The sequence below is a fragment of the Streptomyces sp. NPDC007025 genome, assembly GCF_042869455.1.
In the GTDB taxonomy this organism is placed as follows: domain Bacteria; phylum Actinomycetota; class Actinomycetes; order Streptomycetales; family Streptomycetaceae; genus Streptomyces.
In genome coordinates this window covers 148,254-162,441 of record NZ_JBIAFT010000012.1, presented here as the reverse complement: position 1 = coordinate 162,441, position 14,188 = coordinate 148,254, and the positions used below count along the sequence as shown (strand labels likewise).

At 74.4% G+C, this 14,188-nt stretch carries 13 protein-coding genes; 3 read left to right on the top strand and 10 right to left on the bottom strand.

What is annotated here, in order from left to right:
* The first annotated feature begins 80 nt into the window (after positions 1 to 80).
* Positions 81 to 770 (top strand): MOSC domain-containing protein, encoded by a 690-nt coding sequence (locus tag ACFYMO_RS23820; protein ID WP_366772450.1) that lies wholly within the window; start codon positions 81 to 83, stop codon positions 768 to 770.
* A gap of 133 nt (positions 771 to 903) precedes the next feature.
* The gene (locus ACFYMO_RS23815; protein WP_366772449.1) at positions 904 to 1,677 is read left to right on the top strand and encodes an SDR family oxidoreductase; all 774 of its coding nucleotides are present in this window, start codon (positions 904 to 906) and stop codon (positions 1,675 to 1,677) included.
* A 139-nt stretch (positions 1,678 to 1,816) separates the two neighbouring features.
* Here ACFYMO_RS23815 and groL read toward each other — a convergent pair whose 3' ends face one another.
* From groL to ACFYMO_RS23800, 3 genes are all read right to left on the bottom strand, one after another.
* The gene (gene groL, locus ACFYMO_RS23810; protein WP_019354893.1) at positions 1,817 to 3,445 is read right to left on the bottom strand and encodes a chaperonin GroEL; all 1,629 of its coding nucleotides are present in this window, start codon (positions 3,443 to 3,445) and stop codon (positions 1,817 to 1,819) included.
* A gap of 180 nt (positions 3,446 to 3,625) precedes the next feature.
* The gene (gene groES / locus ACFYMO_RS23805; protein WP_019354894.1) at positions 3,626 to 3,934 is read right to left on the bottom strand and encodes a co-chaperone GroES; all 309 of its coding nucleotides are present in this window, start codon (positions 3,932 to 3,934) and stop codon (positions 3,626 to 3,628) included.
* Between the two features lie 181 nt (positions 3,935 to 4,115).
* Positions 4,116 to 4,490 carry a hypothetical protein gene (locus ACFYMO_RS23800; protein ID WP_366772448.1) on the bottom strand — a complete coding sequence of 125 codons (375 nt, stop codon included), beginning with the start codon at positions 4,488 to 4,490 and terminating at the stop codon, positions 4,116 to 4,118.
* A gap of 57 nt (positions 4,491 to 4,547) precedes the next feature.
* On the opposite strand from ACFYMO_RS23800, the gene ACFYMO_RS23795 reads away from it, so the two are divergent.
* Positions 4,548 to 5,735 (top strand): class I SAM-dependent methyltransferase, encoded by a 1,188-nt coding sequence (locus tag ACFYMO_RS23795; protein ID WP_366772447.1) that lies wholly within the window; start codon positions 4,548 to 4,550, stop codon positions 5,733 to 5,735.
* 12 nt (positions 5,736 to 5,747) lie between these two features.
* On the opposite strand, the gene ACFYMO_RS23790 is transcribed toward ACFYMO_RS23795, so the two are convergent.
* The 7 genes from ACFYMO_RS23790 to ACFYMO_RS23760 all read right to left on the bottom strand — a co-directional run bounded on the left by ACFYMO_RS23790 (position 5,748) and on the right by ACFYMO_RS23760 (position 13,898).
* Positions 5,748 to 7,202, bottom strand: coding sequence for a hypothetical protein (locus ACFYMO_RS23790; RefSeq protein ID WP_388548732.1), 1,455 nt, complete (start codon positions 7,200 to 7,202; stop codon positions 5,748 to 5,750).
* On the bottom strand, positions 7,192 to 9,306 hold the full coding sequence (locus ACFYMO_RS23785) for a hypothetical protein (RefSeq protein ID WP_388548729.1): 2,115 nt from the start codon (positions 9,304 to 9,306) through the stop codon (positions 7,192 to 7,194). The genes ACFYMO_RS23790 and ACFYMO_RS23785 overlap by 11 nt, the downstream gene beginning before the upstream one ends.
* Positions 9,307 to 9,491: 185 nt before the next feature.
* Entirely contained in the window at positions 9,492 to 9,749 is a 258-nt protein-coding gene (locus ACFYMO_RS23780) for a hypothetical protein (RefSeq protein ID WP_366772444.1), read from the bottom strand.
* The gene (tsaD, locus tag ACFYMO_RS23775) at positions 9,749 to 10,870 is read right to left on the bottom strand and encodes a tRNA (adenosine(37)-N6)-threonylcarbamoyltransferase complex transferase subunit TsaD (protein ID WP_388548726.1); all 1,122 of its coding nucleotides are present in this window, start codon (positions 10,868 to 10,870) and stop codon (positions 9,749 to 9,751) included. The genes ACFYMO_RS23780 and tsaD overlap by 1 nt, the downstream gene beginning before the upstream one ends.
* Positions 10,863 to 11,417 (bottom strand): ribosomal protein S18-alanine N-acetyltransferase, encoded by a 555-nt coding sequence (gene rimI, locus ACFYMO_RS23770; RefSeq protein WP_388548871.1) that lies wholly within the window; start codon positions 11,415 to 11,417, stop codon positions 10,863 to 10,865. The genes tsaD and rimI overlap by 8 nt, the downstream gene beginning before the upstream one ends.
* A gap of 119 nt (positions 11,418 to 11,536) precedes the next feature.
* On the bottom strand, positions 11,537 to 12,211 hold the full coding sequence (tsaB, locus tag ACFYMO_RS23765) for a tRNA (adenosine(37)-N6)-threonylcarbamoyltransferase complex dimerization subunit type 1 TsaB (RefSeq protein ID WP_366772442.1): 675 nt from the start codon (positions 12,209 to 12,211) through the stop codon (positions 11,537 to 11,539).
* Between the two features lie 130 nt (positions 12,212 to 12,341).
* Positions 12,342 to 13,898, bottom strand: a complete 1,557-nt coding sequence (locus tag ACFYMO_RS23760) for a DUF2993 domain-containing protein (protein WP_388548723.1) — start codon at positions 13,896 to 13,898, stop codon at positions 12,342 to 12,344.
* Positions 13,899 to 14,188: the final 290 nt, after the last annotated feature.

Below are 14,188 nucleotides of genomic sequence, written 5' to 3'. Positions count from 1 at the left end.
ATAGGCGAGCATAAGGCTGCCTTGGGTAGCACTGCCGGAATCGGCTCGCGGCTTGGGGTGCTCCTCGGTAGCCTCGGCGCATGGAGCTGCTTTCCGTGAACCTCGCCGAGCCCCACCGCTCGGAGCACACCGCCGCCGAAGGCGGTCTGACCGGCATCGACAAGCGGCCCGTCGAAGGCGCCGTCACCGTCACCGCCCCCGGCCCGCGCGGCACCGGGGGCAGCGGACTGGCCGGCGACACCATCGGCGATCTGCGCCACCACGGCGGCGAGGAGCAGGCGGTCTACGCCTTCGCCCGCGAAGAGCTGGACTTCTGGGAGGGCGAGCTGGGCCGGACGCTGCCCAACGGCGTCTTCGGCGAGAACCTCACCACCCGCGGCGTCCCGGTCGACGACGCACGCATCGGGGAGCGCTGGCAGCTCGGCACAGCCGGCACCGGACCGCTGCTGGAGGTGTGCTCCATGCGGGTGCCCTGCCGCACCTTCGCCGGCTGGCTGAGCGAACAGGGCTGGGTCAAGCGGTTCACGAACCGCCGGATGCCCGGCGCCTATCTGCGCGTCGTCGAGCCGGGCGAGGTGCGCGCGGGCGATCCCGTCGCCGTCGTCCACCGCCCCGACCACGAGGTCTCGGTCAGCTTCGTGTTCCGCGCCCTGACCCGGGAACCCGAACTGCTGCCGCGCGTGCTGGCGGCGGGCGAGGCACTGGACCCGCAGGCGCGGGAGCACGCGCTGCGCCGCATCCCCGGCCGACAGCCCGCCACACCCGACTGACGGCCCGCCACGACGCGGCGGCCGAGCGGCAGTCCGCCCCGCGGCGGGACGGCGGGTTCGTACGGGTGCCCTACCGTCGCCGAGGCGGCCGGACGGCGAATCAGCAGCGGTGCGGGGCCGATAGCGTGGCCGCATGACGACTGCACTGATTACGGGAGCCACCGCCGGTATCGGCGCCGCCTTCGCCCGGCGGCTGGCCGGCCGCGGCTACCACCTCGTGCTCGCCGCGCGGAACACCGACCGGCTCTGGCGGGAGGCGACCGAACTGCACGACCGGCACGGGGTGGAGGCCGACGTCGTCACCGCCGACCTGGCGACGGAGGAGGGCATCGCCGCGGTCGAGGACCGGCTCAACTCCCGGGAGCACCCCGTCGACCTGCTGGTCAACAACGCGGGATTCGGCAACAAGGGCCGCTACCTGGAGGTGTCCGTCGCCGACGAGCTGACGATGCTCAAGGTGCACTGCGAAGCCGTGCTGCGGCTGACGTCGGCGGCGACCGCCTCCATGTGCGAGCGGGGGCGCGGCGGGGTGATCAACGTCGCCTCCGTGGCCGCCTTCTTCCCCCGCGGCACCTACGGCGCCTCCAAGGCCTGGGTCACCCAGTTCACCCAGGGCGCCGCCAAGGACCTGGCCGGTCAGGGCGTGCGGCTGATGGCCCTGTGCCCCGGATTCGTCCGCACGGAGTTCCACGACCGGGCCGGGATGGACTCCGCCGACATTCCGCGGTGGATGTGGCTGGACGCGGACCAGGTGGTCGACGCGGCGCTGCGGGACCTCGCGCGCGGCAAGGTGCTGTCGGTCCCCGACCCCCGGTACAAGGCCCTGCTGGGCGCCTCCCGGCTCATCCCGCGCGGCGTGCTGGCCAAGGCCTCCTCGAGCACGGGACGCAAGTACGGCCCGAAGTAGGGCCTGGGCGGACCGGAGTGACGCCTCGGCGCCCCGGAACAGGCCGCCGAGGAGGGCCGCGAAAGGCATCCGGCCTCGGCGGAGAGCAGCGAGGGCGCACCCCGCGACGGGGTGCGCCCTCACCGGACGGCTGGGTGCCTCAGTGGGCGTGCCCGTGGCCGTGGCCCGCGCCCGCGGACTCGTCCTCCTCGGCCGGCTTCTCGACGACCAGCGTCTCGGTCGTCAGCAGCAGCGAGGCGATCGAGGCGGCGTTCTCCAGCGCGGAGCGCGTCACCTTCACCGGGTCGATGACACCGGCCTTGACGAGGTCGCCGTACTCGCTGGTGGCGGCGTTGAAGCCCTGGCCGGCCTCCAGCTCCGCGACCTTGGCGGTGATGACGTAGCCCTCCAGGCCCGCGTTCTCGGCGATCCAGCGCAGCGGCTCGACCGCGGCGCGGCGGACGGTGGCGACACCGGTGGCCTCGTCGCCCTCCTTGCCGAGGTTGCCCTCCAGCACCTTGACCGCGTGCACGAGCGAGGAGCCGCCGCCGGAGACGATGCCCTCCTCGACCGCCGCACGGGTCGCGGAGATCGCGTCCTCCAGGCGGTGCTTCTTCTCCTTCAGCTCGACCTCGGTGGCCGCGCCGACGCGGATCACGCACACACCGCCGGCCAGCTTGGCGAGGCGCTCCTGGAGCTTCTCGCGGTCCCAGTCGGAGTCGGTCGCCTCGATCTCACCCTTGATCTGGGCGACGCGGCCCTGCACGTCCTCGGCCTTGCCCGCGCCGTCGACGATCGTGGTGTCGTCCTTGGTGACGGTGACGCGGCGCGCGGAACCGAGCACGTCGAGACCGGCCTGGTCGAGCTTGAGGCCGACCTCCTCGGCGATGACGGTGGCGCCGGTGAGCGTCGCCATGTCGCCGAGCATCGCCTTGCGGCGGTCGCCGAAGCCGGGCGCCTTGACGGCGACGGCGTTGAAGGTGCCGCGGATCTTGTTGACGACGAGGGTGGAGAGGGCCTCGCCCTCCACGTCCTCGGCGATGATCAGCAGCGGCTTGCTGGAGCCGGCCTGCATGACCTTCTCCAGCAGCGGCAGCAGGTCCTGGATGGAGCTGATCTTGCCCTGGTGGATCAGGATGTACGGGTCGTCGAGGACGGCCTCCATACGCTCCTGGTCGGTGACGAAGTACGGCGAGAGGTAACCCTTGTCGAAGGCCATGCCCTCGGTGAAGTCCAGCTCCAGGCCGAAGGTCTGGGACTCCTCGACGGTGATGACCCCGTCCTTGCCGACCTTGTCCATCGCCTCGGCGATCAGTTCGCCGACCTGCTTGTCCTGCGCGGACAGGGCGGCGACGGAGGCGATGTCCTCCTTGGAGTCGATCGGGCGCGCGGTCTTGACCAGCTCGTCCGAGACGGCGGCGACCGCGGCGTCGATGCCCTTCTTCAGGGCGGCCGGGGAGGCACCGGCGGCGACGTTGCGCAGGCCCTCGCGGACCAGCGCCTGGGCCAGCACGGTGGCGGTGGTGGTGCCGTCACCCGCGATGTCGTTGGTCTTGGTCGCCACCTCCTTGAGGAGCTGGGCGCCCAGGTTCTCGTACGGGTCCTCGACCTCGACCTCGCGGGCGATGGTGACGCCGTCGTTGGTGATGGTGGGGGCGCCGAACTTCTTGTCGATGACGACGTTGCGGCCACGGGGGCCGATGGTCACCTTCACGGTGTCGGCGAGGTTGTTGACGCCCCGCTCAAGGGCGCGACGGGCGTCCTCGTCGAACTTCAGGATCTTCGCCATGGAAGCTGTTGTGTCCTCTCACACGTCTCGCACGTCTCGTACGCGCCCGTGTCGGCCCGTACGAGCCGCGCCCTGGTCCCTGCTACCTCGCGCGAGGAGCGGGCACCAGGGCGCGTATCGACTGCACGCTGCGGCTTCGGGAAGCTGCCGCGTCCGTAGTCCGTACTGCTTCTCGCCGTACTACTTCTCGACGATCGCGAGAACGTCGCGGGCCGAGAGGACGAGGTAGTCCTCGCCGCTGTACTTCACCTCGGTGCCGCCGTACTTGCTGTAGAGCACGATGTCGCCGACGGACACGTCGAGCGGCAGGCGGTTGCCGTCCTCGAAGCGGCCCGGACCGACGGCCAGGACGGTGCCCTCCTGGGGCTTCTCCTTGGCGGTGTCCGGGATGACCAGGCCCGAGGCCGTGGTCTCTTCGGCGTCGAGCGGCTGGACCACGATGCGGTCCTCGAGCGGCTTGATGGCAACCTTGGAGCTGGCGGTCGTCACGATCCGACCTCCCCCTTCGGAGATCTCAATACGTCAAACTGAGGGCTTATGTCTGGAGTGGCGACCTGGTAGATCCGTCGTCGCGGGTGCCGGATCTGCCCGTCGCGTACTGCTGGCACTCACACGGGGAGAGTGCCAAGGTCGAGATTATGCCTGGCTTAGCACTCGGTCAAGCGGAGTGCTAGCCGCACCGACTCGTGCCGAACCGGACGGGCGCCCCCTCCCGGTCCCGCACGGCGGCCCCCGCCCCTTCCGCGCCCCCCTTCGCGCCCCGCCGACCCACGGCCTCCAGCAGCGCCCCGGCCCACTCGACGGCCGGGACGAGAGCCGCCGGCTCCGGCCCCAGCCCGCCGATCAACGCGTCGAAGCAGCGGAGTCCGGCCAGGGTGAGCAGCCGCTTCTCGTCGGTGATCCACTCGCCATGCGCGGCGAGCACGGCGTGGCCCGCCTGCGCCGCCGCGGTTCCGAGCGCGCCGGAGACCTCGGTGACCTGGCCGCGCGGCGCATCGGCCGCCTCGGCGCACCGCAGGGTCGGAGCGCGGTGCGCTCCCGCCACGCCGTGCACCGCGGGCCCGGCGCACGGGACGCGGGAGCCGCACGGGACAATGGGCGGGTGGATCGTGAGGTGTTCGCGGAGCTGCTCTCCGACGAGGGGCAGGCACTGCTGCGGGAGGTACGAGGGGTCGAGCCCGCGCAGGAGCTCGCCGTGGCGACGCGGCTGCGACAGCGGCACGAACCCGCGCTGGTGTCCGCGGCCCTGGCCCAGAGCCGGCTGCGCGCCCGCGCCGAGGCGAAGTTCGGCCCCGCCGACGCGCAGGCCCTCTACTTCACCGCGGACGGACTGGAACAGGCCACCCGCACCCCGGTGGCCGGGCACCGCGCCCGGCGGATGCGCCGCCTCGGAGTACGCAGCGCCGTGGACCTGTGCTGCGGCATCGGCGCCGACGCGCTGGCGCTGGCCCGGGAGGGCATCCGGGTGCTGGCCGTGGACCGCTCGCCGCTCACCTGCGCGGTGGCCCGAGCCAACACCGCGGCGCTCGGGCTCGCGGAGCTGGTCGAGGTGCGGTGCGCCGACGTCACCGAGGTGGACACCGGCGGCTGGGACGCGCTCTTCGCCGACCCGGCCCGCCGCACCGGACGGGGCCGGGTCTTCGATCCCGAGGGCTACTCGCCGCCGCTGAGCTGGGCCGTGCGGACGGCCCGTACCGCGCCGCTGGCCGCGCTGAAGGTGGCGCCCGGCATCCCGCACGAGGCGGTGCCGGCGGAGGCGGAGGCGGAGTGGGTCTCCTGCGGCGGCGACGTCAAGGAGGCGGTGCTGTGGTTCGGCGGCGGCCGCACGGGCACCGGCGGGGTGCGCGCCACGCTGCTGCCCGCCGGGGAGACCCTGGCCGGTGAGGGGCTGCCCGACCCGGAAGCGGGTCCGGTCGGCCGGTATCTCTACGAGCCGGACGGCGCGGTGGTCCGCGCCCACCTGGTCGCCGAGCTGGCCGAGCGGGTGGCGGGGCGGCTGATCGACCCGACGATCGCGTACGTGACCACCGACGCGGTGCACCCCACGCCGTTCGCCACCGGGTACGAGATCACCGACGCGCTGCCGTTCAACGTCAAGAAGCTGCGCGCCCTGCTGCGGGAGCGCGGCGTGGGTGTCGTCACCGTCAAGAAGCGCGGCTCGGCCGTCGAACCGGAGGAGCTGCGCCGGAAGCTGAAGCTGGACCCGAAGGCGGCGCCCGGCTCCTGCACCGTCTTCCTCACCCGGATCGCGGGCGCGCCCAGCATGCTGCTCGGGCATCCGCTGGCCTGACCCGCGCGGACCTCAGCGCCCGCGGCGGGTGCGGGTGGTGCGGGTACGGGAGGTGCGGGTGCGGGTGAAATCGCCGCGCAGGACCCGCCCGGTGAGCGTCTCCTCGGTCAGCGAGCCGTAGCCGGTGGCGGCCCACAGGCTGTGCTCGGGCGGGACCTCGAAGTACGGGACCCGGCGGCCGTCGTGCCTGTGGGTGAGGACCTCCGGCGCGCGGCGCGCGGAGACCGCCGCGGAGCACTCCCGGCACGCGGCGACACGCAGGGCCTCGCGGCGGCCCAGCGGGCGCCAGCGGATCCGCTCGGCGGCGGCGCCGTGCAGCGGGTCGAAGAAGCACAGCGGCAGCGTCGGCGCCGCGGCACGGGCCTTGCGGCGGCTGCGGGGAGCCGGTTCGGACCGCTCCAGCGCGTCCGCGCCCTCGTGCAGGAGCACGAGGACGCCCGCGAGGTCGGGGGTGTCGCGGGCCTCGTCCAGCACGGTGCACGCAGCGGCGTAGGCGTCCAGGGAGAGCTGGAGCAGGTCGCTGTCGGCGTGCTCGTCCGGCTCGTGGGCGAGCAGCTTCTCGTTGTACGCGAGGAGTTCACGCTGGGCGCGCTTGCGCAGGTCGCGCACGCCCGCCGTGCGCGCGGTGGCGAAGACGGAACGCGGCGAGGTGAACGGCGCCCGCGCCGAGCTCCGCGCACGCCGCCGCACGGTGCGGAGGACCAGCGCCGCGGCGGCGAGCACCGCCACCAACGACCCGGCCAGCACCCCGAGCAGCAGCGGGGAGGGACCGGCGTCCGCACCGCCGCCGTCCGCGCCACCGCGATGGTGCGCACCTCCGTCGCGCTCCGCCGGATCGTCGTCGTGCAGGTCAGCGGTGGCCTTCTCGTACTGCTCCCTGCCGTCGCCGGACCGCACGATCTCCAGCGCGCGGGAGAACTTGGCGTAGAGGCTCCGGTCCTTCATGTCGTCCTGGTGGCCGACCGCGGCGACGCCCCAGAACGCCTCGTACCGGCCGTCGCGAGGGAACTCGTAGCCGTCCAGGAAGCCCTCGTTGGTGCTGAGGGTCATGTAGACGGCCTTCTTCCGCGCGCCCTCCGCCATCCGGTAGCGCACCACGTCGACCATCTTCTCCGGGTCGCCGCCCCACGCGTCGCCGGAGATGAGCGGGACGACGACGACCCGGACGGGCAGACCCGACTTTTTGATCCTCGCGGCCAGCCGGCGCTGCTCGTCGGGCGGGAACGCCGACCGGTAGGCGGGGTCGACGTACACGGGTGAGGTGCGCAGCGCGTCGGCTATCCGCTGCCCCGCGGAACCGGCGTCGGAGGCCGCGGCCGGATCGTCGTCGGCCCGGGCCGGCACCCCGGCGGCGAGCGCCAGCGCCAGTGCGGCGAGGACGGACACCAGGGCGGCGGCGAGGAACCGGGCCGGGCCCGCCGCGGACGCGGACCGTGCGCCGCGCCCGGCGCGTCGTTCAGTGGACACCCAGTTGCTCCCGGACTCGGCGGACGATCAGGTCGGCGGTCAGCTCCGTGCTGCCGCCGGTGCCCTGGGCAGCGAGCGGCCCGGGGAGGCGGTGATAGGGCTCGTACGGTGCGGAGCGTCCCGCGCCGGGTACGGGTAGGCAGAGCAGCCGCGCCGCCACGGTCTCGGCGGCCGGTGCGGGCCGCGAGCCGCCCGTCGGCAGCGCGGCACGGCACTCGGCGCAGAGCGGGCGGGGCCGTGCGGCGCCGGTCTCACCGGGGAGTTTCAGCCGCCCGGTCGCGGACGCGGGTCCGTGCAGCGGGTCGAGGATGCACAGCCGGAGCTTCCCGGTGCCGCGGGCCGCAGGGCCGGCGCCGCGCTCCAGCAGGGCGCGGCCGGCCCGGACCAGCGCGAGACCGGCGGCGAGGGTCGGCGCGTCGGCGTCGGCGTCCACCCGGTTGTCGCCCTCCTGGTCGAGGAGGAGGGTCGCGGCGTCGAGGCAGTCCCAGACCCGGGCGCGCACCGCGTCGGGCAGCCTGTCCGGCGCCGCTTCGAACGCGGCGTTCAGCTCGTCGAGTTCCTGCCGCGCCGTCCGGCGCAGTCGCCCGGCCGGAAGGCGCGCCGGGAGCTGCGACGGGGTACCGCCCGCGCCGCTCCCGCGGACGGCCGGTGCGGGCCGGATCGCGGTACGTATCCGGCCGGCGGCGGCGAGACCGGCGGCCGTCACCCCGAAGGCCGCGGCGGCACCCACCACCCCCATCAGCAGTCCGGGCGCGAAGTCCCCCGCGTAGAGGGAGGGCAGCACGTCCTCGGTCACCGCGTCGTCCGCGGCCGACGGTTCCAGGTAGGGGCGCCCGGGCGGGGCGTGCGGGGCGCGGCCGACGGCCCGGAGCGCGCCGTCCAGCCGCCGGTAGAGCCCCCCGTCCTCGGAGTCCTCGGCGTCCTCCGTGCCGCCCCCGCCGAAGCGCAGGTCCTCCGTGGCCTCCCGGAGCGCCGCGCTGTCCAGTCGGGCGCCGTAGTTGACGAGTTCCAGCTCGCCGCGCTCGGAGGCGTCCGCGATCACGTAGAGGCCGTCGCCGTCCTTCCCCAGCCGGTCGTGCAGCCGATCGTGCAGCCGCTTGGCGAGACGGGCGCCGTCCCCGGCCGACTCGTCCGCGGTGACGAGGGGGACGACGGCGACCCGGACCGGAACGTCCAGGCGCGCCACCCGCTCCCGCAGCCGCTCCAGCTGAGCCGGGCTCAGCAGTCCGGCCCCGAGCGGGTCGATGTAGACGGGGTCGGCGCGCAGCCCCTCGGCGACCCGCACGGTCCTGGCCCGCAGGTCGGCGGCGGTGGGCGGCGGGTCGGCGTCGGAGCGGGTGTCGTCGAAGACGAGCGGCGCACCGGCGCCGATCGCCAGGGCCGCTCCGGCGGCGACGGGCACCAGCAGCCGGAGCCGCAGCCCCTTCCCGCCCCGCCGGCGCCGGATGTACCAGCCGGTGACGACCAGGAACACCGGTACCCCGGTGAGCAGGATGCCGGTGAGGAAGCTCTGGTCCTCGCGGTCGGTGCGGCCGGTGTGCAGCTTGTCCGGCTCCTCACCGGCCCGGCTCACCTCCAGTCCGCGCTCGGCGCGCCGCGCCGCCTCGCCGGACCGCAGCACCCCCACGAAGTGCCGGAACACCTCCAGGGTGCCCGCGTCGTAGGGCAGTTCAAAAAGGGTCGCCGTGGCCGCGTCCCGGGCCGGTACGTCCACTCCGAACGTCTCGGTGCGCGGGCTCCCGCCGTCCTCGCCGAGCAGGACGTAGAGCCCGTCCTTGCCGAGCCGGTCGTGCACGGCCGCCAGCAGTCCCTTGCCGCGCGCGGCCCCGGACCCGGGGAGCACCAGCACATACGTGGGCACGCCGGTGCGCTTCGCCGCCTCGGCGAAGGCGGATCGTGCGGAGAGCGGATTGGTTCGCGGAAGCTGGTCGGAGAGGTGGACGGGGTTCTCGCGCAACTGCTCGGCCAGGTAGGCGGCGGGCGTCGCCGGTCCGTCCGCGGCCGCCGCCGTCCCGGTGGCCGCCCCGAGCCCGGTCGTGGCCGTCAGCAGCACGGCCGCGCTCAGGGCCCGCCACCGCGCGCGGTGTCCCGCCCCCCTGGCCATCCGCGTCCCCCGCTTCCGACATCGATCCCGGCCCGCACCATCCTGCCGGGTGACACACCGTGAGCACATCCGCCCCACGCGTACATCAGTTCGCACCCGACGCAAGGGGGCGCGCCCCGCGCAGGGCTCCGCGGGTCAGCCGTACGGCGCTCCGGCACGAGGCACGGCGACGGTCCGGAGCACCGTCACACGCGCTCGAACCGCCACCGGTGCACCGGGCGGGCGGACAGCTCCGGCGGGGGGTCGGGCAGCTCGGGGACGTCCGCGTCGTATCCGCCCGCCCAGCAGGTGATGACCAGGACCCGGTCGCCCGGAGCTGTGAAGTGTTCGCGGCGTTCGCAGCGGGCGTCCGGGGGCAGTCCCCGGCTGCGGGCCCAGGAGAGCAGTTCGGCCCCGCGGCCGGGGGCGGCCTTGGCCTCCCACATGAGGGCGACGGTCGGCATCAGGCGTAGAGGTTCTTCCTGCTCAGCTCGTGCACGTGGTCGTGGCCATGGCCGTGGTCGTGGTCCGGGACCGCCGACGGGTCCGGCACATGCGGTTCCGTCACCGGGAGCGAGGAGTCCGCGGGCAGGTCCCAGGCGGACGCGGCGCGGTTGCGTGCCACCATCTCGGCGCCGAGCGCCGCCACCATGGCGCCGTTGTCGGTGCACAGCTTGGGCCGGGGGACCCGGAGGGTGATGCCCGCGTCGGCGCACCGCTCCTGGGCCATGGCCCGCAGCCGGGAATTGGCCGCGACCCCGCCGCCGATCATCAGATGGTCCACGCCCTCGTCCCGGCAGGCGCGCAGGGCCTTGCGGGTCAGCACATCGGTGACGGCCTCCTGGAAGGAGGCGGCGACATGGGCGACGGACACCTCCTCGCCCGCGTTCCGCTTCGCCTCGATCCAGCGGGCGACGGCCGTCTTGAGGCCGGAGAAGGAGAAGTCGTAGGGCGCGTCGCGCGGTCCGGTCAGCCCGCGCGGGAAGGCGATGGCCGCCGGGTCGCCCTCCTTCGCGTACTTGTCGATCACCGGCCCGCCGGGGAAGCCGAGGTTGAGCACCCGGGCGACCTTGTCGAACGCCTCGCCCGCCGCGTCGTCGATGGTGGAGCCGAGCGGCCGGACGTCCGAAGTGATGTCGGGCGCCAGCAGCAGCGACGAGTGGCCGCCGGAGACCAGCAGCGCCATCGTGGGCTCGGGCAGCGCGCCGTGTTCGAGCTGATCGACGCAGATGTGCGAGGCCAGGTGGTTGACGCCGTAGAGCGGCTTGCCCAGCGCGTACGCGTACGCCTTCGCCGCCGAGACACCGACCAGCAGCGCCCCCGCGAGCCCCGGGCCCGCCGTCACCGCGACGCCGTCCAGGTCGGTGGCGGCGACCCCCGCCTGCTCCAGCGCGCGGTCGATCGTCGGCACCATCGCCTCCAGGTGCGCCCGGCTGGCGATCTCGGGGACGACGCCGCCGAACCGGGCGTGCGTGTCCACGCTGGAGGCGACGGCGTCGGCCAGCAGCGTGTGGCCGCGCACGATTCCGACGCCGGTCTCGTCGCAGGAGGTCTCGATGCCGAGAACGAGCGGTTCGTCAGCCATGGCTCTTCGTTCCTTGGTGCGGGTGCGGAAGGGTGTTCGCGGGGGCGTCCCCCGAGGTGTCGGCGGCCGCCGCGTACACCGCGGGGTCGGCCAGCCGCATCACCAGCGCGTCGGTACCGGTGGGCTGGTAGTAGCCGCGCCGGATGCCGATGGGGACGAAACCGAAGCGCTCGTACAGGCGCTGCGCGGGCGCGTTGTCCACCCGCACCTCAAGCAGCACCTCAGCGCACTCGAAGTCCGTGGCGGCCTGCAGCAGCGCCCGCAGCAGCCGCGCGCCGAGGCCGGTGCCCCGATGGCCGGGCAGCACGCCGATGGTCTGGATGTCCCCCGTGCCGCCGACGGCCGCAAGGCCGCCGTAACCGACGAGTCGGCCCGCCGGCCCCGCTGCCGCGGCCGGGGCCGCGTCCTCGGCGACCAGATAGCGCCGAGTGGCGTCCGCTCCCCGTGCGTACGCCAGCTCGGACCAGAACATCCCGGCCGACCAGGCGTCCTCGGGGAAGAGCCGTTGCTCCAGCGCGAGCACGGGCTCGATGTCCCACCAGCGCATCTCGCGCAGTCCGACGCGGCTCTCCCCGCCCTCCGCGCCGCCCGCCCGCGCGGGGCCGGAACCGCGGCCTGCGGCGGTCACGTGGTCCGGGGCGTGGTCGGCGGCTCGGTCGGCGGCGCTCACCGCGGGGTGACCACCTTGTAGTTGGCGGGCACCTGCGCGTCGGGCCGCCGCAGATACAGCGGACGCGGCGGCAGCAGCTCCTCGCCCCGCGCCAACCGCTCGGCCGCGAGCCGGGCGAGGGCCGCGGCCGACTGGTCGGCGGGCAGGTCGTGGCGCACGCCCCGGAAGACCGACTCGTACAGCACCGCGCCCGCGCCGACCGCGGGCAGTGCGCCGATCTCCTCCTCGCGGGCCTCGATCTCCGCGGGCCGGTCCACCGCCGGGTCGGTGCTGCGGGTGCGCGCGTCGGCGTACCGGGCCCAGTAGACCTCCTTGCGGCGCGCGTCGGTGGCGACGACGAACGGCTCCGCCAGGCCCGAGGCGTACGCGATGCCGTCGAGCGTGCACACGCCGTGCACCCGCTGGCCCAGCGCCGCCGCGAACGCCTCCGCGGTCGCCAGACCGACCCGCAGTCCGGTGTAGGGGCCCGGTCCGACGCCGACCACCACGTCGGTGACCTCGGCCAGCTTCCGGCCCGCCTCCGCGAGCACCGCGTCCACGCAGGGCAGCAGCAGTTCGCCATGGCGGCGGGCGTCGACCTGGTGGGCGGCGGCGAGCGTGCGGTCGCCGTCCGCGTCGTGGAGTGCGACGGTGACGGCGGGTGTGGCGGTATCCAGCGCGAGCATCAACACCCGACCAGCGTACGGCGCCCGCACGGCCCGCTCTCACCCGCGCGGGCCCGCCGCCCCCTGCCGGGCGGCCGGGCCGTGCCGTACACCGGAGAGCTCCACCCGGTGCGTCGGCGATGCGGGCAGCGGTACGTCAGCGGTGCGGCACCAGGTGCTTCACCGGGTGCATCGCCGCGTTCCCGCGCTCGTCGGCGCCGTTCCCGCGCCCGTCGGTGCCCTCGTGCGCCCCGGCCTCCTGCCGGTGGCCGGGGGCTTCCCGCCGCGCGTTCTCCCGCGCGTTCTCCCGCTCGTTCGTGCCCTCGTCGCCGCCGTCGTCTCCCCCGTTTCCCTCGGTGTGTCGCTCGTTCGTGGCTCCCTCGCCGAACGGGACATCAGCGCCGGTCAGCTCGGCGCGGATGCCCTCCTCGGCCACCGAGACGCCGCGCAGCCGCACGTCACCGGGGAGGTCGGGCAGCGTGACGCGGAGGGCGAGCTTGTCCGCGAGCTTCGGCTCCTCGATCTTCTCCAGGGCCGCCACCAGGGCCGGGTCGATCCCCGCCTTCTCCAGCAGCTTCGGATGCCGCACGGCGACATCGAGCAGATTGAGCCGCATCACCTTGTCCACGAAGTCCGGTGTCCCCGTCACCCGGCTCAGCTCCCGGTCGCTGTGCCGGGCCTGCCGGGCCTGCTCGGGCGTCATGCCGAACCGCCGCGCGATGGACCGCGCCCCGAACAGGGCACGGGCCTTGTCCCGGTCGTGCCGGATGCGCTCGGCCAGCGGACGGGAGAGCCGCAGCCCGGCCTCCTCGCCGGTGCCCGGGGTGAAGCTGAACAGCTTGGGCACGACCAGCCGCATGTCGTCCACCGTGGTGCCCACGCCGTGATCACCGGTACGGGCGAGGTGGGCGCGGGCCCGCACCTTGACCTCGGTGTCCGCGACGGGCAGTTCGCCCGCCGCCAGCACGGTGTGCGTACCGCCCGGGGTGAACGTCACCTGCGAGGTGCCCAGTTCGCGGTCGAGGTCGTCGAAGTCGAGCAGCACGTCGCCCTTCATCCGGCCGAGCACCGCGCCGCGGACGGAGGAGGGCGCGTCGCCGATGATCCGCACATCCTTGACCCGGCCGCTGACCTGGGCCACCGAGACCCGGCCCGCGGGCACATCGGGAATCGTCACCTCCACATCGTCCAGCCGGTTCCGCGCCACCTGGGTGAGGAAGGGGAAGCCGTTGATGTGCACTTCGGGGCGGGCGTGCAGCTTCAGCGCGCTCTGGACCTGGTCGGCGGCCTTGCCCTCGGCGTAGAGCGCGGCCCACCGGTCGGCGACGCCGAGGAACGCCAGCAGTGCGCAGCAGACCACGCCGAGCTTGACGGTGCGGGACAGCCGGGAGCGGCGGCGCCTGCGGACGGCCCGCAGATACGGCATCCGGTCCTCGTAGGCGGGCTCGTCGTAGTCGGAGCGCAGACCGAGGCCCCGCAGTCCGCCCTCGTACGGCTCCTCGGCCCCGGAGGCAGCGCCGGACCCCGCCACGCCGTACCCGGTGTACCCGCCGTCCGCGCTCGCCGCGCCGTCCCCGAGCGCCTCGTACGGGTTGGGGACGGGGGTGCCGGACGGAGCCGTGTCCGCCGGGGCCAGCGACGCCAGTTCGTCGTAGGGGTTGGCCGGAGCGTGGGGGTGCTCCGGCCCGCCGCCCCCGCCCTGGGAGCCGTCCACGCGTCGGCCGGCCGGGGACCGCTCCCGGTGTACCCGGAACCGGCCCTGCTGGTCCTGGGGTTCGGGAACTTTCGGTATGGGGGTTGTGGAGTTTGTCGATGAACCGTGGGGGGTCATCGGCTTATGCGAACACAAGCGCGGACGTTACTCCAAGTTCCTCCCCTCCGCCGCCTGCGGTCCTCCCAGCACTGCACACCGGCCCTGTGCTCCGCCCCGAACCGTGCGCGGCGCGCCTGCTGCTACCGTCGACCCGAGGTCGGCTCCCGGACGGGACGGACGGCAGCAGTCCG